The 20281-nt window shown below is 71.6% G+C and carries 15 protein-coding genes; 8 read left to right on the top strand and 7 right to left on the bottom strand.

What is annotated here, in order from left to right; translation table 11 throughout:
* Positions 1–120: 120 nt before the first annotated feature.
* Both DJ021_RS00400 and DJ021_RS00395 read right to left on the bottom strand, forming a co-directional pair.
* Complete coding sequence (locus DJ021_RS00400) at positions 121–1023, bottom strand: glycosyltransferase family 2 protein (RefSeq protein ID WP_111455648.1); 903 nt, start codon at positions 1021–1023, stop codon at positions 121–123.
* Positions 1024–1085: 62 nt separating this feature from the next.
* Positions 1086–3809 carry a family 16 glycosylhydrolase gene (locus tag DJ021_RS00395; protein ID WP_111455647.1) on the bottom strand — a complete coding sequence of 908 codons (2724 nt, stop codon included), beginning with the start codon at positions 3807–3809 and terminating at the stop codon, positions 1086–1088.
* 153 nt (positions 3810–3962) lie between these two features.
* Here DJ021_RS00395 and DJ021_RS00390 point away from each other — a divergent pair, with 153 nt between their 5' ends.
* Together DJ021_RS00390 and DJ021_RS00385 are read left to right on the top strand one after the other, a co-directional pair.
* Complete coding sequence (locus DJ021_RS00390) at positions 3963–4154, top strand: hypothetical protein (RefSeq protein WP_111455646.1); 192 nt, start codon at positions 3963–3965, stop codon at positions 4152–4154.
* 369 nt (positions 4155–4523) lie between these two features.
* On the top strand, positions 4524–5201 hold the full coding sequence (locus tag DJ021_RS00385) for a sugar transferase (protein ID WP_111455645.1): 678 nt from the start codon (positions 4524–4526) through the stop codon (positions 5199–5201).
* 13 nt (positions 5202–5214) lie between these two features.
* Here the strand turns inward: DJ021_RS00385 and DJ021_RS00380 are convergent, their stop codons facing one another.
* On the bottom strand, positions 5215–6726 hold the full coding sequence (locus DJ021_RS00380) for an ArnT family glycosyltransferase (RefSeq protein ID WP_133254907.1): 1512 nt from the start codon (positions 6724–6726) through the stop codon (positions 5215–5217).
* Positions 6690–7739, bottom strand: coding sequence for a glycosyltransferase family 2 protein (locus DJ021_RS00375; protein ID WP_207801737.1), 1050 nt, complete (start codon positions 7737–7739; stop codon positions 6690–6692). The genes DJ021_RS00380 and DJ021_RS00375 overlap by 37 nt, the downstream gene beginning before the upstream one ends.
* Positions 7740–8150: 411 nt before the next feature.
* On the opposite strand from DJ021_RS00375, the gene DJ021_RS00370 reads away from it, so the two are divergent.
* Complete coding sequence (locus DJ021_RS00370) at positions 8151–8837, top strand: phosphatase PAP2 family protein (protein WP_165837060.1); 687 nt, start codon at positions 8151–8153, stop codon at positions 8835–8837.
* A 73-nt stretch (positions 8838–8910) separates the two neighbouring features.
* Positions 8911–9909, top strand: a complete 999-nt coding sequence (locus DJ021_RS00365; protein WP_133254906.1) for a YncE family protein — start codon at positions 8911–8913, stop codon at positions 9907–9909.
* Here DJ021_RS00365 and DJ021_RS00360 read toward each other — a convergent pair.
* Positions 9906–10550 carry an arylesterase gene (locus DJ021_RS00360; RefSeq protein ID WP_111455641.1) on the bottom strand — a complete coding sequence of 215 codons (645 nt, stop codon included), beginning with the start codon at positions 10548–10550 and terminating at the stop codon, positions 9906–9908. The two genes, DJ021_RS00365 and DJ021_RS00360, sit on opposite strands and share 4 nt — an antisense overlap.
* A 65-nt stretch (positions 10551–10615) precedes the next feature.
* On the opposite strand from DJ021_RS00360, the gene DJ021_RS00355 reads away from it, so the two are divergent.
* Both DJ021_RS00355 and DJ021_RS00350 read left to right on the top strand, forming a co-directional pair.
* Complete coding sequence (locus DJ021_RS00355; RefSeq protein ID WP_481374184.1) at positions 10616–11305, top strand: ABC transporter ATP-binding protein; 690 nt, start codon at positions 10616–10618, stop codon at positions 11303–11305.
* Positions 11302–13815 (top strand): ABC transporter permease, encoded by a 2514-nt coding sequence (locus DJ021_RS00350; protein ID WP_111455639.1) that lies wholly within the window; start codon positions 11302–11304, stop codon positions 13813–13815. The genes DJ021_RS00355 and DJ021_RS00350 overlap by 4 nt, the downstream gene beginning before the upstream one ends.
* On the opposite strand, the gene DJ021_RS00345 is transcribed toward DJ021_RS00350, so the two are convergent.
* Positions 13812–15092, bottom strand: a complete 1281-nt coding sequence (locus DJ021_RS00345) for an amidase (protein ID WP_111455638.1) — start codon at positions 15090–15092, stop codon at positions 13812–13814. The genes DJ021_RS00350 and DJ021_RS00345 overlap by 4 nt on opposite strands.
* A 93-nt stretch (positions 15093–15185) precedes the next feature.
* Between DJ021_RS00345 and ppc the strand changes: the two genes are divergently transcribed.
* Both ppc and DJ021_RS00335 read left to right on the top strand, forming a co-directional pair.
* Positions 15186–17897, top strand: coding sequence for a phosphoenolpyruvate carboxylase (ppc, locus tag DJ021_RS00340; protein WP_111455637.1), 2712 nt, complete (start codon positions 15186–15188; stop codon positions 17895–17897).
* A 33-nt stretch (positions 17898–17930) separates the two neighbouring features.
* On the top strand, positions 17931–19334 hold the full coding sequence (locus DJ021_RS00335) for an AMP-binding protein (RefSeq protein ID WP_111455636.1): 1404 nt from the start codon (positions 17931–17933) through the stop codon (positions 19332–19334).
* Positions 19335–19347: 13 nt separating this feature from the next.
* Here the strand turns inward: DJ021_RS00335 and DJ021_RS00330 are convergent, their stop codons facing one another.
* Positions 19348–20124, bottom strand: coding sequence for a Crp/Fnr family transcriptional regulator (locus DJ021_RS00330; RefSeq protein WP_111455635.1), 777 nt, complete (start codon positions 20122–20124; stop codon positions 19348–19350).
* Between the last annotated feature and the right edge of the window lie 157 nt (positions 20125–20281).

Raw genomic sequence — 20281 nt, 5'->3', positions numbered from 1 at the left:
GATTAATCTCCGAAATCGCGACCAGACGATTGCGGCAGGCCGGAACAACCATTGCCGCGCTGCACCAACTCCCCCCGGGCGCGCCGCGTTCCATGGCCCGGAAAGAAGATGTTGCGTGGCTCAGTAGAGTTGCAGCTCCCGCAGGCCGGCCAGCCGCGCGACGACGCCGGCGTGCAGCGAGCCGCGCACCAGCCACCGGCTGCGCGCCCTGGGCGAGAGGGCGGAGGCCGCGGCGCCGGCGATGCAGGCGCCCCCCTTGGCGCCGGCGACGCCGATCTGGGCCAGGCGAGCGGCGCCGCGATGACGATCCATCAGCCGCGCGCCATGGGTCTGCCCGGTGCGGAAGCCGCGCTTGAGCAACCAGCCGAGCGAGGCGCGTCCAGGGGGCACCGGCTCGAAAGCCAGCGCATCAGGCGCGAAGCCGATGGTCCCGCCGGCGTCCGTCAGCCGGTAGAAGAAGTCGTCGTCCTCGCCGCCCTGGCGACCAAGCGCCAGGTCGAACCGCAGGCCCCGCGCGGCGATGGCGCTGCGCCGGATCAGCACGTTGCCCGCGTAGCCCTTGAGGATGCGGCCCGCCACCTCGACCGGGGCGGTGGAGTGGAAGTCGCCGGCGGCGAGCCAGCCGGGCGCATCGGCGCCGTAGACCGCCTTCACCGGCCCCAGCACCGCGTCCCAGTCGCCGCGCCGCGCCTCGTCCAGCAGGGCGGCAAGCCAGCCGGGGGAGGCGGTCTCGTCATCGTCCAGGAAAGCCAGCCAGTCGCCGGTGGCGGCGTCCAGGCAGGCGTTGCGGGCGACGCAGATGTTGCGGGCCGGCGCGTGCACATAGGCGACGTCGAGGCCGTGGGCCGCAGCGGCTGCGCGGACGCGGACCTCGGCGGAGGGCTCGATGTCGTTGTCGGCCACCACTACGCGAAGGCTCACCCCCGGCGGCAGCGACTGGCGCGCCAGCGAGGCCAGGGTGTCGGCCACGCCGGGCCGGCGGTATGTACAGACGCCCACATCGACCTGGGTCGCTACGGTCATGGATCTCGCCCCGATACCTTCACCGTGGCGGAAATGGCTGGGCTGCGCGGCGGTTCCCGAGCTCAGGCGCCGAAGATCCACGCGCCGGTGAGCGAGGACGCCTGCACGCCGACGAGGACCATCTGCGCACCGCCGGTCAGGGCGATGACGGTGTCGGCGCCGACCTGGCTGACCGTGTAGACGCTGCCCGGGTCGAGCATCACCCGGTCGCCTTCCGCCAGGTTGAAGTCGGTGACGCGGTCCATCCCGGCGTCGGCGAAGGTGTGGAAGATGTCGGCCCCGGCGCCGCCGGTGAGGGTGTCGCTGCCGCGGTCGCCCGACAGCCAGTCATTGCCCGCGCCGCCATAGATGACGTCGTCGTTCTGGCCGCCGCGGAGGATCTCGCTCCCCGAGCCGCCGTTCAGCGTGTCGTTGCCGATGTTGCCGTAGAGGATGTTGCCGCCGGCGTGGGCGGTGATCAGGTCGTTGCCCTGGCCGCCGACCAGCCAGTCGTCGCCGCCGGCGCCGCCGTCGATGGTGTCGTCGCCCTTGTTGCCGTTGATGTTGTCGAAGCCTGAGCCGCCGACGATGGAGTCGTTTCCGTCCTCACCCCAGAGAAGGTCGCGCCCCGACCAGCCGGTGAGCGTGTCGTTCCCGGCGCCGGCGTGGATCTCGGTGAGGCTGGCGCTGGCCTGCAGGACGTCGGGGCCGGCCGTGGCGCCGGGCGTCCCGCCGGCGGGCGGGCCGGGGGCCGTCGACGCGCCCATCAGGTCGTAGAGTTCCTGGCCCGAGCCGTTGGCGGCGATCACGTGGCCGTCGGCGGTGACGCCGACGAAGTCGCCGGTCACCTGCCGCACCGGGCCGTACCAGCCGGGCACGTCGCCGCCGTAGGCGTATTCGTCATAGCCGCGCGCCTGCACCGTGCCGTCCGGCGCGTGCCAGCTGACCGCGAACCCCCCGTCGCCGGTGGCCACGAAGTGCACCCCGCCGGTGGCCGGCCCGAGGTCCTGGCGCACGAACGTCAGCTTCGACGGATCGAACACCATGTCCCAGGCGTCCTGGCCGCCCGAGGCGTTGGGCTGGAGATAGGCGAACACCACCTTGCCGTCGCTCAGCCAGGTCCCGGCGCCGGTGAACTGGCCGGCGGTCCCGGCCATCAGCGCGGTGGCCTTGCTCAGGGTCGCGCCGTCCGACACCGCGCCGAACACCGCGCCGGAGTCCTCCCAGATCACGAAGGTCTTGCCGGGCGGCAAGGTCGTGGGATGGGAGCCGAACACCTGGATATGCGCGCTGGTCACCGGCTGGCCCGTGTCGGCGAAGGTCACCGGGACATTGGCCTGGCCGCTGGTCGCGCCGTCGTCGTGCAGGGTGGCGACCGGAGCCGCCGGCGTCTCCTGCACGACCTGGCTCGAGCCGTCCGCCAGCGCGTAGGCGTGGACGTAGTCGATCTTCAGGTTGGCGGGGAACGTCGACGAATCCGGAGTTCCGCCCCAGCCGCCCACGGCGAGGTTCAGGATCATCGCCATCGGCTGGGTCCAACTGGCCGGGGTGGCCCCCTGCAGCACCGCGACGCCGTCGTAGTAGAAGGTCACCGTCGAGGGCGTCCACAGCATGCCGTAGGTGTGGAAGCCGGTCGGATCGATCTTGTAGGTGTTGTCGTACTGGGTCTCGGCGCCGCCGGCGGCGCGCACGTAGTTGAAGTTGGGCGTGGTCGCGAGGCCTTCGGTGATGTCCGCCTCGACGCCGGAGACGAAGGGAGAGGGCATCATCCAGAACGCCGGCCAGGCGCCGGTGGCGGTCGGCAGTTCGGCGCGCATCTCGAAGTAGCCGTACTTCTGCTCGAATGACCCCAGGGTGTTGAGCATGCCCGAAGAATAGTTGGCGCCCCAGGCGGCGTACTGCTGGTCGGCCGGGATGCTGCTGGCCGAGATGGTCAGCACGCCGTTGGACACCGAGAAGGGATTGATCCCCAGCGCCGCCTCGCCGCGGCCCTGGAAGCCGGGCTGGACGTAGACCTGCTGCTCGCCGTTGGAGACCAGGGTGTAGGCCCACTGGTCCTTCAGGTTGCCGCCGAAATTGGTGTTCCAGGTCCCGACCTGCTTGGACGGATCGTAAACCGAAAGATTGTTGAACTCGTCGTCGAAGGTCATCGCGCCGAGCTTCGAGGTGTCGAGCGGCAGCAGGAACTGACGGTCGGCGAAGGCGCCTGGCGTGACTCCGCGGAAGGTCAGGCTCTCGCCGTTCGGCAGGGCCAGCACTGTGTCCGCGCCCTGCTGGGTCATCGCCCCGCGGATCTGGGTGGCGCTGTTGAAGCCATAGCCCAGCAGCTGGACCTGGTCGTTGCCGTTCCAGTTGTAGATGACGTCGTCGCCTTCGCCGGCCTTGACGATGAAGGTGCTCTTCTGGCTGGGGCCGCCCACCAGCACGTCGTTGCCCGCCCCGCCGTAGAGCCAGTGGGTGGCGTCGTCGACGACGATCAGGTTGTCCTGGCTGTTGCCGACCGCATAGTTGAAGGCGCCGTTGACCGTCAGGTTCTCGACGTTCGCGGCGAGCTTGACCGAGGTCCAGCCGATCTCGGTGTCGACCCCGCCGTTGGGCTGCTCCTGCACCACGTCGTGGGGATCGGTGATCCAGAGCCGGTTGTCGCCGGACGAGCCGATCAGCACGTCGCCGCCGCCTTCGCCGGAGACGGACGTATTGCCGGCCGGGGCGGTCATGGTTTCACCGCCCGCCGCGGTTCCCGCGATGCGCCCCTGCTCGGGGGCGGTCTCGGGCATCGGTTGGCCGCGCCAGTTGTAATAGGTCACGTCACAAGCTCCACAGGCGGGGAGCACAACGACGCAGCTGCCGATTGGTTCGCGGGCTTCGCGATTCCGCAATTGCGAAATTGTGACGGCCGTCGTGGAAACCACTTCGCCGGTGAAGGTGTTTCAGCTCCCGTCCGGACTGGAGGGTTGGGGATGCATGAACCGCGGTCGTTCGCCTATTCGCTGAGCCAGGTCGAAACCGGCTGGCGGTGGAGCGTCTACGATGAGGACGGCGTCACGGTCGCTCGCGGTGCGGATGTGAGCCGCGATCGCGCCCAGGCCGCGGTGGACCTGACGCTGAAGGCCGCGCCGCTGTTGGGGGAGGCGAGATCCGCGGCGGCCTAGCGCGCCGCCGACTTAACAGGCTTAAGCATGGCGCGGACGATTGGGCCCCGGGCGCGCGCCTTAGACCACAACACCACGCCCAGGCTGGCCACCACAGGCCACCCGACGGAGCACGCGGTAAGCGTAGCCTTGATAGCCGCCCAGTCCTCCATCATTCCTCCATCACTCGATATTCTCCTGTCCGCGGTCAAGGAACCCCAAGGTGGCGGCCGGCGCAAGGTGATGCGCGGTCGGAAGCTTGACCATACTGGTGCGATATTAGGTCGATCGCCCAAATGATGACCTTGAGCGGAACCGATACCGTGGCCACGTGTTTCCCGGCAGTCCTGGTGGAGAATGGCTCCGCCACGTGCTTCCGAACCGTGATCAATGTCAGAAATCGCATTCTCGCCCCAGGTCTTCGTCCAAGCTCGGAGAGCTGTTAGCCGTGTGTCGGTCGACGATCATGTGACCACGACCATGAATGTCACGATCGCATTGCTGGCTTTGCTATTTTTGGCGCCCTTGATGATCGTGGTCGCCATGGCTGTATACATGCAGGATGGCGGCGGCGCGGTATTCGCTCATCGGCGCATCGGGCGTAACGGTCGCCATTTCCCCTGCCTGAAATTCCGCAGCATGGCGGTGGACGCCGAGCAGCGCCTGGCCGAGCTGCTGGCGCGCGATCCCGTCGCCCGTGCGGAGTGGGAGAAGGATCACAAGCTGCGCAACGATCCGCGGGTGACGCCGCTGGGCGCCTTCCTGCGCAAGTCGAGCCTCGACGAGCTGCCGCAGCTGTTCAACGTGCTGCGCGGGGAGATGAGCCTGGTCGGGCCGCGGCCGATCGTGGACGCCGAGGTCGCCAAGTATGGCCGCCGGTTCCGGCACTACTGCGCCGTGAAGCCCGGGATCACCGGCCTGTGGCAGGTCAGCGGCCGCAACGACACCAGCTACCGCACCCGCGTGGCGCTGGATTGCGTCTACGCCAGCCGCCGCAACGTCTGGCTGGACGCCTCGGTCCTGGCCCGCACCGTGCCGGCCGTGCTCTGCCGTCGCGGCTCCTACTGAACGCGCGCGGCGCCTACCGCGCGCAGCCCTGGTTCCACACGTCCAGGCGCGGCCCGGAGACCCGGAAGGCGGCGTAGCGGGCCCCTCGGGCCGGCGAACCGGCGCGGATCAGTATCCCCGCCGGCCGGACATCCGCAAAACACTTGAGCAGATCCGCCTGAACGAGGCGCCGGTCCAGGTCGACGACCACCCCGGGCCGGGTGAAATCCGGCCGCACGGGCGCGTCCTTCCGGTAGCGGTCCCGCTCGATGATCTCCAGCAGCGGCGCGCCGATCCGGCGCTCGGCGTCAAGCTGGGCGGCGACCCCGTAGCTCTGGGTCCCGACCCAGGCCGCGCCCTGGGCGATGCGAAGTCGCTCGATGTCGGTGGCCAGGCCCGGCCAGCCCCGGATCGGCAGGGTAGGATCCGAGCGGCCGAGGGGCCCGCTCTGGGGCAGGGCGGCATAGATCAGGGCGACCGCCGCCGCCGTCAGTCCGGCGGCCGGCGTGATCCACCGCGCCAGCCGTCCCCGGCCCAGTTCGGCGCCCCGCTCGGCCGCGACCGCGGCGCAGATGGCGAAGGCCCCGAACAGCGGCGCCGGCCAATGTCCCTCCACCCGGTCGTGCAGGCTGTGGACCAGCAGGTAGAGGGCGAACGGCGCCGAGGTGGCGATCGGCAGCATCAGGTGCGTCGCGCCTGGCTCCTTGCGCGTGCGCCAGCCGAGGCCCACGCCGCGCAGGGCGTAGACGGCGATGAATGGGTTGAGCAGCAGGAACTGGGTGAGGACGAACTCGGCCATGTGGGCAGGGTGCAGGCCGCCGGGCGCCACCCGCCCGAACTGCCGGATGAAGGTCGGCCAGCCGTTCTCGGCGTTCCAGGCCACGTTCACGGAGAACAGCAGCGCGGCGATCAGCGCCGCCTCCCAGGGGCCCGGCCGGCGCAGTTCCTCGCGTCCGCGGGGGATCAGGAACAGCCACAGCAGGACGCCGGGCGCCAGGAACAGGGCGGAGTATTTCGACAGGCACGCCAGGCCGGCCGCCAGCCCGGCGGCAAGCCACCACAGGCCCCGGCCGCTCTCCCAGGCCCACGCCAGGCACCAGATGGTCAGGGTCCAGAACAGGCTGGCCGGCGCGTCGGGGATCGCCAGCATGCCGCCGAGCGCGACGGTGATGGTGGCGTTGTACCAGAGCGCCGCACGCACGGCGGTCTGCGGCCGCGCCCCGAGACGCAGCGTCAGGTCGCCGATCATCCAGGTGGTGAGGCCGGTGGCCAGGGTCGGCAGCAGCCGCAGGCCCAGCGGATTGTCGCCGGCGATCATCTCGCCCACGCGGATCCACCAGGCGATCATCGGTGGGTGGTCGAAGTATCCGAGCTGCAGGTGCTCGGCCCAAAGCCGGTAGTAGGCCTCGTCCTCGGTGAGGTGGATCGTTCCGGCCGCGACGAGGCGCAGGCCGGTGAGGACCAGCGCAATGAGGATCAGGCTGCGCTGGGGAGTGAGCGCCCGCGCTGTCACCACACCGCCAACGAGGTCGTCACGTAATTCCACGCGGCGCCGACGCCGGCGCCGGCCAGCACGCCGACCCAGCGCTGGGGCACATGCTGGAACACCAGGTTGGCCACCGCCACGTTGGCCGCCAGTCCGATCGCGCAGAGCAGGCAGAACCTCAGGTAGCCGGTCAGCAGCGCCACGCCGCGCTTGCGCTTGTCGCGATAGGTGATGGTGTTGTTGATCAGGTAGTTGGAGGTCATCGCCACGACGGCCCCGATCGCCTGGGCGTCCAGGAACGGCATGCCCGCGAGGGCGTAGACCACCGCGACGTTGACCAGGACGCCGCTGGCGCCCACGGCCAGGAACATCAGGGCGCGGGGCGAAATGACGTCACGACTCATCTTCGATCCCAGCAGGGTGAGGTAGTGGGCGACAACGCCGTGGTCGAGCTTGCTCTCCCCGGCCACGCGAGGACGGAACTCATAGCCCAGCTCGACGCAGCGCGGCGGCGTCGGCTGCGAGGCCACGATGTCGAACAGGACCTTGAAGCCGTTGGCCGCCAGCTTGGGCGCCACGGCGTCGATCAGCTCCCGGCGTATCATGAAGAATCCGCTCACCGGATCGGTAAGCTGCACGGAAAGGGCGCGCTGGCCCAGCCAGTTGGCGAATCGGCTGACCAGCCGGCGGCGGGCGTCCAGGCCCGTCACCACCCGCGCCTCGTGACCCAGATAGCGGCTGCCGATCACCAGGTCGGCCTGGCCGCCGCGCAGCACCTGGAGCATGGCCGGCAGCAGGGTCTCGTCGTGCTGCATGTCGCCGTCGATCACCGCCACGAAGGGCGCGGCGCTGGCCAGTGCGCCCTCGATCACGGCGCCGGCCAGGCCCCGGCGTCCGACGCGGCGCAGGCAGGCGACCCGCCGGTCGATCCGGGCGATGGCCTTCACCTCCGCCGCCGTGCCGTCGGGGGAATTGTCGTCGACGAAGATCACCTGCCAGGCGATGCCTTCCAGCGCCGCCTCTAGCTTGGCCACCAGAGGGGCGACGTTGGGGGCCTCCTTGAAGGTCGGCACCACGACGGTCAGCTCGAGCGCGGACGCGGATTGCGCGCTTGCCGCGTCGAGTTCGAGCCCGGCGGAGTTTGGCGTAGGTGGGATCGTGCGCCTCCGTGCGGCCGAATCCTGAAGCAACAAAGACTCCCCGTGGGCGTGCGTGTTCGCCGCTCAGCTGTCTTTCCGCCGGCGCAGGATAGTTCCGGCCGGCGAATCGCTGGAAGCCCCCGGCCGTTGCGCCGCCAGCGGTGTGACGCTGCGTCGGCGTGCGCACGAGTAGACTCAAAATGGCCGTCGCGCCAGCCGTCGGGAAGGGCGGATCAGCGCACGTCTCGCGGGTCCCCCGGCCAGGCGGGACGATTGACCGCCACCATGGAGCGAGATCAGGTGTCGCGGGTTCTTACCCAGGATCAACCGCGGGACGTCGTCACGATGCTGAATTTGCTGCGGCGCCTGGAATCCCGGGCGCTCATTCTGCTGATCGCGGCGGCGGCGGCGGTCTGGGCCTTCCTGGGCATCGCCGGAGAGATGGCGGAAGGCGAGACCCTGGCGATCGATCGCCGCATCCTGCTGATGCTCCGCACCCCCGGCAACCTCAGCGATCCCATCGGCCCGCCCTCGCTCGAAGAGGCGATGCGCGACCTCACCGCGCTGGGCGGCTTCACCGTCCTGACCATCGTGACGGTGGTGGGGACGGCGGCCTTCCTGCTGCATCGCAAGCGGCTGCACGCCGCGATCCTGGCCGGGACGGTGCTGATCTCGCAGTTTCTGAGCGAACAGCTCAAGACCCTCTATGGCCGGCCGCGGCCGGACCTCGTGCCGCATGGCAGCTATGTCTATTCGGCGAGCTTCCCGAGCGGCCACTCGATGCTGAGCGCCGCCACCTACCTGACCCTCGCCATGCTGATCGCCAGCCTCGAGCCGCGCCGGGCGACCAAGGCCTTGGTGTTCGGCCTGGCCGTGGTGCTGATGATCGCGGTGGGCTTCAGCCGGATCTATCTCGGCGTCCATTGGCCAAGCGACGTTCTGGCCGGATGGTGCGCCGGAGCCGCCGCGGCGTTCGCCGCCTGGATGGTTCTATTGCGCCTTGATCGCCGGGCGACCACGGTAAAGCCGTAATCAAACTGACACACGGGCCGGAGATGGTCTTTACGTAGCGGCGCCGTGTGGTCGGCCATGGGAGCGAACTGAGATGCGCAGATGGATTGTCGGGGCCCTGAGCCTCCTGGCCACGGCGGGTGCGGCGCAGGCCGCGGGACCGGGTCATCACGTGATCGACCGAATCGCCGGTCCGGACGGCGGCTGGGACTACGTGCGCGTGGACGCCGGCGCCAACCGGGTGCTGGTCGCCCGCGGGACCTCCATCATGGCGGTGGACCTGGCCACCAAGGCCGTCACCCCTGGACTGGCGCCCGGTCAGCGCCTGCATGACGCCATGCCGGTGAACGGCGGCGCCGAGCTGCTGGTGACCAACGGCGGGACGAACACCGCGGTGTTCGTGGACGCCAAGACCGGCGCCGCGCTCGCCACCGTGCCCACCGGCAAGAATCCGGATGCGGCGGCCTTCGACGCCCACAGCGGCCTGGCGCTGGTGATGGACCACTCGAGCGGCCAGGTCACCCTGATCGACCCGAAGGCGCACAAGGCGGTCGCCACCATCGACGTCGGCGGCGACATGGAGGCCGCGGCGGTGGACGGGGCCGGGCGCGCCTACGTCAACATCGAGGACAAGAATCAGATCGCGGTGATCGACATCGCCGCCCGCAAGGTGCTGGCCCGCTATGCGCTGACCGGCTGCGACGGGCCCACGGGGCTCGCCTATGACGCCCAGGACAAGCTGCTGATCGCCGCCTGCGACGGGACCACCGACGTGGTGCAGGCCGCCACCGGCAAGGTGCTGCAGACCCTGCCGACCGGCAAGGGCGCGGACGGGATTGCGTTCGACCCCGCCCGCCACCTGGCTTTCGTGCCGGCCGGCGGCGCCGGAACCCTGTCCGTGGTGGCCTTCAAGAACGGCCGCGCGAGCATCGTGGAGACCGTGCCGACGCGGAAAGGCGCCCGGACCATCGCGCTCGATCCCCGCACCGGCCGCGTCTACCTGCCGAGCGCGGACTACGGCCCGGCGCCGGCGGCGGGCGGGCGGCCTCCGATGACGCCCGGCAGTTTCCGCCTGCTGGTGGTCGGCGCCTAGGGCTGCTTCGCCAGCTCCCTGGCGACCACCGGCGCCAGCCGGCGCGCGATGATCTGCACCCCCTGCGCGTTGGGGTGCAGGCCGTCGCCCTGGATCAGCGCGCGGTTGCGCGCCACGCCGGCCAGCAGGTCGGGGTAGAGGGCGACGCCGTACTGCCGCGCCAGCGCGGGGAACACGGCGTTGAAGTCCCGCGCATAGCCGGCGCCGATCTCCCTCGGGGCGCCGATCCCGGCCAGCACCACGCCGATATGGCGGGTCTTCAGCCGGCGCAGGATCTTGTCGAGGTTGGCGCGCGTGGTGCGCGGGTCGATCCCCTGCAGCAGGTCGTTGCCGCCCAGCGCCACCACGCAGACGGCGGTGCCGGGCTGGACGCTGAAGTCGACGCGGGCCGCGCCGCCGCCGGTGGTGTCGCCGGAGACGCCCGCGCCGCGGACCACGCTGGCGACGCCGAGTTGCTGCAGGGCCAGGTGGAGCTGGTTCGGCAGGGCGGCCTGGGCGGGCAGTCCCAGCCCCGCGGTGATGGAGTCGCCCAGCACGGTCACCACCTTGCCGTTCGCGGCCAGCGTCCGCACGGGCAGGGCGGCGAGGGGCGCGGCCAGCAGGGCGCGGCGGGAAACGGTGCGGAACGGTGTATCGGCCATGAGGCTGTCCTATTTAGGGGGTCCGCTCCCACTCTCAAACGCCTGAGGCCTGCTTGACCGACCAGATCGCCGATCCGCTCGTCCTGGAACAGGTCTCGCTCACCTTGCCGTCCGCCGCCGGTCCCGTGGAGATCCTGCGTGGCCTGGACGTACGGGTGGGCGCGGGCGAACGGGTGGCGTTGGTCGGCCCCTCCGGTTCCGGCAAGTCCTCGCTGATCGCCGTGGCCGCCGGCCTGGAGCGCCCCACGGGCGGCCGCGTGCTGCTGTTCGGCCAGGACCTCGCCGGCCTCGACGAGGACCGCCGGGCGCGGCTGAGGCGCGGGCGGGTCTCCCTGGTCTTCCAGGCCTTCCACCTGCTGCCGAACATGACGGCGGAGGAGAACGTCGCCGCGCCGCTGGAGATCGCCCGGGCGCCGGACGCCACGGCCACGGCGCGGGTCTGGCTCGACCGCGTGGGCCTCGCCGGTCGCACCCGGCACTATCCGCACCAGCTTTCCGGCGGCGAGCAGCAGCGGGTGGCGCTGGCCCGCGCGCTCGCCTCGCGGCCGTCCCTGCTGTTCGCCGACGAACCGACCGGCAACCTCGACGCCGCCAACGCCGCCCACGTGGCCGAGCTGATGTTCGACCTGGTGGCGGAGACCGGCGCGGCGCTGGTGCTGGTGACGCACGACGAGGCGCTGGCGGCCCGCGCCGACCGCGCGGTACGCTTGCGCGACGGGCGCCTGGCCGCTGACAAGGCTCGGGTTTCCGCATGATGCCGCTGTCGCTGCGGTTCGCGGCCCGGGAGCTGCGGGCCGGCGTCCGCGGCTTCCGCATCTTCCTCGCCTGCCTGGCGCTCGGCGTGGCGGCGATCGCCGCCGCCGGCTCGACCGCCGAAGCCTTCCGCCAGGGCCTGGCCGGCCAGGCGCGCGAAATCCTCGGCGGCGACCTTTCGGTCTCCACCCACCAACGACGGTTCAGTCCTGGCGAGCGGGCGGGCCTGGAGCAACTGGGTCGGGTCGCCTGGGCGGTGGGTTCCAAGGCGATGGCCGAAGCCCCGTCCGGCGAGCGGCGCCTCGTGGAGCTGCGCGGCGTCAGCGCCGGCTATCCGCTGGCGGGCACGGTGGGGCTGCAGGGCGCGGCCTCGGTGGCGGACGCGGTGGCGGTGCGCGACGGCGTCGCCGGCGCGGCGGTGGAAGCCGCCCTGCTCGAGCGGCTGCACCTGAAGCTCGGCGACCGGTTCCTGGTCGGCAACGAGCCGGTGGTCGCCCGCGCCATCCTGCTGCAGGAGCCTGACCGGCTGTCGCGCGGGTTCGCCCTGGGCCCGCGGGTGCTGACCAGCCTGGCCACGGTGGAGAAGGGCGGTTTCCTCGCGCCGGGCCTGCCGTTCGCCGAGACGGCGCGGATCGCCCTGCCGCCGGGCGCTTCGCTGGAGGCCGGCAAGGCGGCGGTCGGCAAGGTCGTCCACGGCCGCCGCGTCCGCGACCGCAACGACGCCGCGCCGGGCATCCGGCGGATGATCGACCAGCTCGAATACTTCCTCGGCTTCATCGGCCTGGCCTCGCTGGTGGCGGGCGGGCTCGGCGTGTTCGGGGCGGTCAGCGCCTATCTGGAGGTCCGCAAGCCGGCCATCGCCACGCTCAAGGCGCTGGGGGCGGAGGGCGCGCTGGTGCGCGACATCTACCTGGCGCAGATCGGCCTGCTGGCGGCGCTGGGGGTGCTGATCGGTCTGGCGGCGGGCGCGGCCGCGCCGCTGGCGCTGGGCGCCCTGGTGCAGGACAAGCTGCCGATCCCGGCCCTGTTCGCCGTCTATCCCTGGCCGCTCGTCAAGGCCGCGGCCTTCGGCCTGCTGTCGGCGGCGGCCTTCTCGCTGGCGCCGCTCGGCCGGGCGCGCGCGACCCCGCCCGCCAGCCTGTTCCGCAGCGACCTGTCCGGCAGCCTGCGGCTAGGACCCGAGATCGTCGGCGCAGCCATAGCGGCGGTGGGCCTGGCGGCGTTGGCCATCGTCACCGCCCCGACCCCCTTGGCCGCCGGGCTGATGATCGGCGGCGTGGCGGTCTCCTTCGGCCTGCTCTGGGCGCTCGGCTGGGGCGCGGCGGTGGCGGCGGGGCGGCTGAGGTCCGGGGCGCACGGGCCGCTGCGCATCGGCCTCGCCAATCTGGCCGGCCCCCACTCGGCGGCGCGCACCGCCGCGCCCGCCATCGGCCTCGGTGTCGCCCTGCTGGCGGCGGTGGTGCTGATCCAGTCCAGCCTGCTGCGGCAGGTCTCCGAGATCGCGCCCCGCACCGCCCCGGCCCTGGTGTTCACCGACGTCCCCGGCGACCGGGCCCAGGCGTTCGACGCCGAGGTGGCCCGCGCCTTCGGGCGGCGGCTGACCTCCGACACCTACCTGCGCGCGCCCTTCGTCTCCGGCCGCATCTCCGGCGTGCGCGGGACGCCGGTGGACGCGCGGACCATCCGCGAATCCGAGCGCTGGGCCTACGACAATGACGTCAGCATGTCGGCCATCGGCCCGGAGCCGCCATCGTCCGGCATCGTGCAGGGACACTGGTGGCCGGCCAACTACGCCGGGCCGCCGTTGCTGGCGATGGACGTGGACGTCGCCCGCGCCACGGACGTGAAGGTCGGCGACACCATCACCCTGTCGGTGCTCGGCCGCGACATCGACGCTCGGGTGGCGGTGCTGCGCAAGGTGGAGTTCGGAGCGTTCGGCGCGAGCTTCCCCCTGGTGCTGACGCCCTCGGCCCTGGCCGGCGCGGACCTGCGCCACGTGGCCATCGCCAAGGCGACCAAGGCGCAGGAGGCGGCGGTGACCCGCGCCCTTGGCCGCGACTTCCCGGACGTGAACGTGATCTCGGTGCGCGAGCAGCTGGAGGCCGCCACCGACCTCTTCGATCGCGTGGCGCTGGCGGTGCGCGGCGCGGCCGCGGTAGCGGCGCTTGCGGGTCTCCTGGTGCTGGCCGGAGCCATCGCCGCGCGGGCGCGGGCGCGGGTCCGGGAGGCGGCGATCCTCAAGGTGCTGGGCGCCTCACGCGGCCAGATCCTCGCCGCCTATGTGCTGGAGTACGGTCTGGTCGGGGTGATCGCCGGCGCGGCCGGCGTGGCGCTGGGCTACGCCGCCGCCTGGCCGGTGGTGGTGAAGGTCTTCCAGGCCCACTGGAGCATGGATTGGGCCGGCGTCGCCGCCCTGCTGGCCGGCGCGGCGGTGTTCGCCGGCCTCGGCGGCCTGATTGCCGCCTTCCAGGCGCTCTCCAAACGACCCGCGCCGGCTTTGCGCGCCGATTAGGCTTCGAACCCGCTCAGGTCCGGACTGCGCCCGGTCCAGCCGGACACCCGTTCGTAGGCGGCGCCCAGGGCCACCACCATGGTTTCGTCCCGCGGCCGTCCCAGAATCTGGAGCCCGGCCGGCAGGCCCTCCGGGGTCAGGCCGCAGGGCACGGTGATCCCCGGCAGATCGAGGTAGTTGGCGGCGCGGGTCAGCCGGCTGAGCGGGGAGGCGGTCTCGTCGACCGTCGCCAGCGGCGGGGCGGCGATCGGGCAGGTGGGGCTGAGGAGGGCGTCGAACGGGGTCATCCAGGCGTGGAATTCGGCCTGGTCGGCCGTGCGGCGGGCGTGGGCCTCTTCCATCTGCGCGTCGCTGAAGTCGCGGCCGGCCCGGAAGCGGCGGACGATCCACGGGTCCATCACCGCCTCGTGCCGCTCGATCCGCTCGCCCCAGATGCGCCAGCCTTCTCCGGCCATCAGCATGCCGTTGGGCGCGAACGACTGGTCGAGGGACTTCAGCGGCTGGATCATCTCGACCACCGCGCCGGTCCCGCGCAGGCGCTCCAGCGCCTCAAGGTAGAGGTGGCCGACCTCGGGGGCGACCTCGCCCAGGTCCTCCAGCGGAATGGCGGCCAGCCGCCGGCCGCGCACATCCAGCGCCAGGGCGGCTTCGGCGTCGAAGGGCTCGCGCACCGCCGCGGCGCCATCGGGCCCGGAGATCACCGCAAGCGCCCGGGCGGCGAGCTCCACCGAGCGCGCCAACGTCCCGACGGTGTCGAGGGCCGGGCTCAGCGGATGAACCCCCTTCAGGCTGACCAGGCCGCGGCCCGGCTTCAGGCCGACCACGCCGCAGACCGCCGCGGGGATGCGCACCGAGCCGCCGGTGTCCGACCCTAGCGCGGCGTCGCACAGGCCCGCGGCCACCGCCACCGCCGAACCGGAGGAGGAGCCGCCCGGCGCGCGGTGGGTGGCGGCGTCCCAGGGGTTCCACGGCGCGCCCACCGCGCGGTTGGTGCCCCAGCCCCCATAGGCCAGCTCGACGGTGTGGGTCTTGCCGACCGCGGTCCAGCCCGCCTGCAGGAGGCGCTGGACGACGACCGCGTGGCTGTGCGGATTGGGATTCAGCGGCACCTGCGCGCCGCCGCCGGTCGGGACGCCCGCCACGTCGAACAGGTCCTTGATGGCGAAGGTCGGTCCGCCGGTCATGTCGCCGGCCAGCGGCGGATCGAACACGCGCACGAAGGCCTTCAGCCGACCGTCGTAACGGCGGATACGGGCGATGGCCTGGTCGGGCGTCATCCAGGGTTTCCTTCCAATTCGGCGCGGACTATCGCCGAGCCGACACCCCGAAACCAGATGACGGCATAATATCTTCGTGCCTTTAGGTGGCCCATGACGCAGTCGCTGCCCGATCAGCTTCGCTCCACCGTCCGCTTCCTCGGCCGCGTGCTGGGCGACGTCATCCGCGCCCAGGACGGGCAGGCGGTGTTCAACCAGATCGAGGAGATCCGCCAGGCCTCGGTCGCCTTCCATCGCGAAGGCACGCCGGAGGCGGCGCGGCTGATGGCTGAGCGGCTGGGCTCGCTCAGCCTGGAGGAGACGGTGCGCTTCGCCCACTCCTTCGCCTGCTTCCTGCAGATCACCAACATCGCCGAGGACCAGATCCAGCGCCGCCGCGGCCGGGCCGGGGACTCGCGGGCCGACACCCTGGCCGGCGCGCTCAGGGCGCTGAGCGCCGAGAGCGTGGACCGTGCGACGGTGAGGGAGCTGCTGGCCGGGGCCCTGATCGCGCCGGTGATCACCGCCCACCCCAGCGAGGTGCGCCGCAAGAGCGTGCTCGACCGGCAAAGCGCCATCGCCGACGACCTCGACGGCTTCGACAGCGCCCGCACCGACGGCGAGCGCGCGGCCATCGAGAAGGAGCTGTTCCGGCAGGTCTCGATCTTCTGGCGCACCCGCCTGCTGCGCAACGTCAAGATCGCCGTCAGCGACGAGATCGAGAACGCCGTCTCCTACTTCGAACGCAGCTTCCTGGCCGAGCTGCCGAGGCTCTACGCCCATTGGCAGGGGGTGCTGGGGCAGGGCGTTCCGGGCGAGCCCGAACGGCTGGCCAGCTTCCTGCGGGTCGGCTCGTGGGTCGGGGGCGACCGCGACGGCAATCCCTTCGTGACCGCCGAGGTCATGCGCCAGGCCCTGGCGCGACAGTCGCGGGCGGCCCTGCGGATGTACCTGGACCGCATCCACGCCCTGGGCGCCGAGCTTTCCATCTCCACCGACCTGGAGGGCGTGACGCCCGGGCTGCAGGCGCTGGCCGACAAGGCGCACGATCCCTCGCCACATCGCTCCGACGAGCCCTACCGCCAGGCGCTGACCGGCATCTACGCCAGGCTCGCGGCCACCTATCCGCTGTTGACGGGGGAGGCGCCGCCGCGGCCGTCGGCCACCGGGGCCGAGCCCTACGCCGGGCCGGATGCCCTGAAGGCGGATCTCGAGACGGTGCTGGACGCGCTGCTTCAGAAGCACGGTCCCGCCTTCGCCGAGGGGCCGCTGCCCGACCTGATCCGCGCGGTCGACGTGTTCGGCTTCCACCTCGCGACCCTGGACATGCGCCAGAACTCGGCGGTGCACGCCCGCGTGGTCGCCGAACTGCTGAAGACCGCCGGCGTCGCGGCCGACTACGAGGCGATGGACGAGGCGGCGCGCTGCGACCTGCTGCTGCGCGAGCTCGGCCACGGCCGGCTGCTCGCCTCGCCGTTTGCGACCTATTCGGAGGAGACCCAGCGCGAGCTGGCCACGCTGGCGACGGCGGCGGAGGTCAAGCGTCGCTACGGACCGGAGTCGATCCGCGCCTACATCGTCTCCAACACCACCTCGGTCTCCGACCTGCTGGAAGTTTACCTGCTGCTCAAGGAGGTGGGCCTGTTCGCGCCCGGGGCCCCGCCGCGCGCCGAGGTGTTCGCCGAGCCGCTGTTCGAAACCATCGAGGACCTGCGCGCCGCGCCGAAGACCATGGCCCGCTACCTGGCGCTGCCGCTGGTCCATGACCTGCTCGCCCAGCCGGGCCTGCAGGAGGTGATGATCGGCTATTCGGACTCCAACAAGGACGGCAGCTATCTCACCTCGACCTGGGAGCTGCACAAGACCTCGCGCGCCCTGGCCTCGGTGGTCGGCGGCGCGGGACTGCGGCTGCAGCTGTTCCACGGCCGCGGCGGCGCGGTGGGCCGTGGCGGTGGCTCCAGCTTCGAGGCTCTGATGGCCCAGCCGCAGGGCACGGTGAACGGCCGAATCCGCATCACCGAGCAGGGCGAGGTGGTGGCCAACAAATACGCCGACCCGGAACTGGCGCGGCAGAGCCTCGAGACGCTCACCGCCGGCGTGGTGCTGGCGTCGCTGCGCAAGGAGGCCGGGCCCGACCTGGCAGCGCCGCACTCCAAGGCCCTGGACGCGCTGGCCCGCGCGGCGATGTCCGGCTACCGGGCGCTGGTCTACGAGACGCCCGGGTTCGTCGACTACTTCTACGCCGCCACCCCGATCAGCGAGATCGCCGACCTGAACATCGGCAGCCGGCCGACCTCGCGGCAGGCCACCCGCAGCATCCAGGGCCTGCGCGCCATCCCGTGGGTGTTCTCCTGGTCGCAGTCGCGGGCGATGCTGCCGGGCTGGTACGGCTTCGGCACGGCGGTGGAGAAGGCCGGCGTCTCCATCGACCAGCTCCGCGAGCTGCATGAAAGCTGGCCGTTCTTCTCCTCGACGCTGGCCAACATGGAGATGGTGCTGGCCAAGGGCGACATGGCCATCGCCGCGCGCTACGCCGGCCTGGTCGAGGACCGGGCGCTGGCCGACAACGTCTTCGGCCAGATCCGCGCCGAATGGGACCGGACGGTGGAGGCCCTGCTGGCGATCACCGGCCAGACGGCGCTGCTGGACAACAACCCGGACCTGGCGGCGATCATCCGCTCGCGGCTGCCCTACATCGATCCCCTGAACCACCTGCAGATCGAGCTGATCCGCCGCCGCCGGCTGGGCGACGACGACGAGGCGGTCCGCGAAGGCGTGCACCTGACCATCAACGGCATCGCCGCGGGCCTGCGGAACACCGGCTAGCCCTGCGGCCGCGCCATCGGCTAACCAAGGGTCATGTCCGAGAACCTCTACGACCTGCTCGCCAGCCGTTTCCCCGCCGACCGCAGCCGGCCTTGCTTCCTGCTGAGCGACGGCTCGGCGATCAGCTACGGCGCGCTGGAGGCCGGCGCCGGCCGGGTCGCCGCACGCCTGATGGCCGAGGGCGTACGGCCGGGCGACCGGGTCGGCCTGCAGGTGGAAAAGAGCCCCGAGGCGGTGATGGTCTACCTGGGCGCGCTGAAGGCCGGCGCCGTCTTCCTGCCTCTGAACGCCGCCTACACGGCCGCCGAGGTCGACTACTTCCGCCGCGACGCCGAGCCGCGGGTGTTCGTCGACGACGCCGAGGCGTTCCTGGCGGGCGCCCCGGCCGAGCCGCTGGGCGCCGCCGTGCCGCGGTCGGCCGCCGACCTGGCGGCGATCATCTACACCAGCGGGACCACCGGGCGGTCGAAGGGCGCGATGCTGAGCCATGGGGCGCTGGCCGCCAATGCCCTGGCGCTGCACGCGGCCTGGGGCTTCGGTCCCGACGACGTGCTGCTGCACGCCCTGCCGATCTTCCACGTGCACGGCCTGTTCGTGGCCCTGCACTGCGCCTTCCTGAGCGGCGCGCCGATGGTCTGGCTGCCGAAGTTCACGGACGCCGAGGTGCTGGCTGGCCTGGCGCGGTCGACCGTGATGATGGGCGTGCCGACCTTCTACACGCGGCTGCTGGCCAATCCCGATTTCACCCGCGAATGCTCGGCGCACGTGCGGCTGTTCATCTCCGGCTCCGCGCCCTTGCTCGAATCCACATTTGCGGAGTTCGAGGCGCGCACCGGCCAGCGCATCCTCGAACGCTACGGCATGAGCGAGGCGGTGATCATCACCTCGAACCCGCTGCACGGCGAGCGGATCGCCGGCAGCGTCGGCTATCCGCTGCCGGGCGTGGAGCTGCGCGTCGGCGGCGACGAGGCCACCGGCGTCATCCAGATCCGCGGCCCCAGCGTCTTCTCCGGCTACTGGCGGATGCCGGGGAAGACCGCCGAGGAGTTCACGGCCGACGGCTTCTTCATCACCGGCGACGTCGGCCATCAGGACCCGGACGGACGGGTGTGTATCTCGGGCCGCGCCAAGGACCTGATCATCTCGGGCGGCTACAACGTCTATCCCAAGGAGGTGGAGCTGGTGCTCGACGAGCTGCCGGGGGTCGCCGAAAGCGCGGTGGTCGGCGTGCCGCATCCGGACTTCGGCGAAGGGGTGGTGGCGGTGGTCATCGGCGAGGGCGAGGAGGCGGCGCTGATCGCCCAGGCCCGCGAGAGGCTCGCCGCCTACAAGGCCCCGAAGCGGGTGGTGTTCGTGGCCGAGCTGCCGCGCAACGCCATGGGCAAGGTGCAGAAGAACCTGCTGCGCGACCGTTACGCGCGGCTGTTCGCCGACTGACCGGGCCCGTTTGTCAGGCGGGCCGGCGATCCGTGCGGGCCGCCGGTGGGACCCGGCCAAGGCTGGTAGGCCGATAGTCGGCGATGCCGGCCAGCAGCTCCGGTTGCAGCAGGATGGCGACGCCCGACCGCAACTCGATGAGCCGTTCGCGGCGCAGCTGCTGCAGGGTGCGGTTCACGTGCACGATGCTCAGGCCCAGCGCGTCGGCCAGGATCTCCTGCGTCAGCGGCAACGGGAAGCGCTGGCTGTCGCCGAGACCGGCCTGCTCCAGCCGCCGCTGGAGCTCCAGGAGGAAGTGCGCCACCCGCTCGTAGGCGGTCTGGCGGCCCAGCCGGACCATGTGGTCGAACAGCAGGCCCTGATCGAGGAGCCGGGCCACCGCCAGCGCACGGGCGAGGCCCGGGGCCTCTCCTGACTGCGCGGCCTCGACCACGGGTTCGGCCTCGACGGTTTCCAGCGCGGTGAGCGCCACCACGCTCGACAGCGCGGGCGGAGCGGGTCGTTCGCACAGGCCGAAGACGTCGCCAGGGACCAGGAAGCTGAAGATCTGTCGGCGGCCGTCCGGCAGGACGCGCTGGTTGCAGGCCCAGCCGGAAACCACGAACCGCGCCCGGCGCCCGGTCTGGCCCTCGGCGATCAGCTCATCGCCCGCGGCATGGCGTTCCCGGCGTTCGCTGAGGTTTCGAACCAGATCCTGCTCGGCCTCCGAGAGGCCCGAGAGCGATCGAAGCCTGCGCAGGACCGAATCCAGCGGTCTCGGCGCAAGGCGAGGTTTGAACCGGCCCGTCATCCGGCACTCCCCTGTTCTACGTCGCGGCTGCACGCCAGCCGCAGATGTTGTCGGGACTTTCCCTTCTCAACCCCGGGCGAACTGACGACCTGGAGTAACCAGAAGAGAGGCCGCGACGCCCCTGTCTCATGGAATAGGTCTTACGACGTAAAAGTTC

Source organism: Phenylobacterium hankyongense, from assembly GCF_003254505.1.
In the GTDB taxonomy this organism is placed as follows: Bacteria; Pseudomonadota; Alphaproteobacteria; order Caulobacterales; family Caulobacteraceae; genus Phenylobacterium; species Phenylobacterium hankyongense.
Note: the sequence above shows the minus strand (reverse complement) of the source record. Positions and strands in the feature narration are given on the sequence as shown.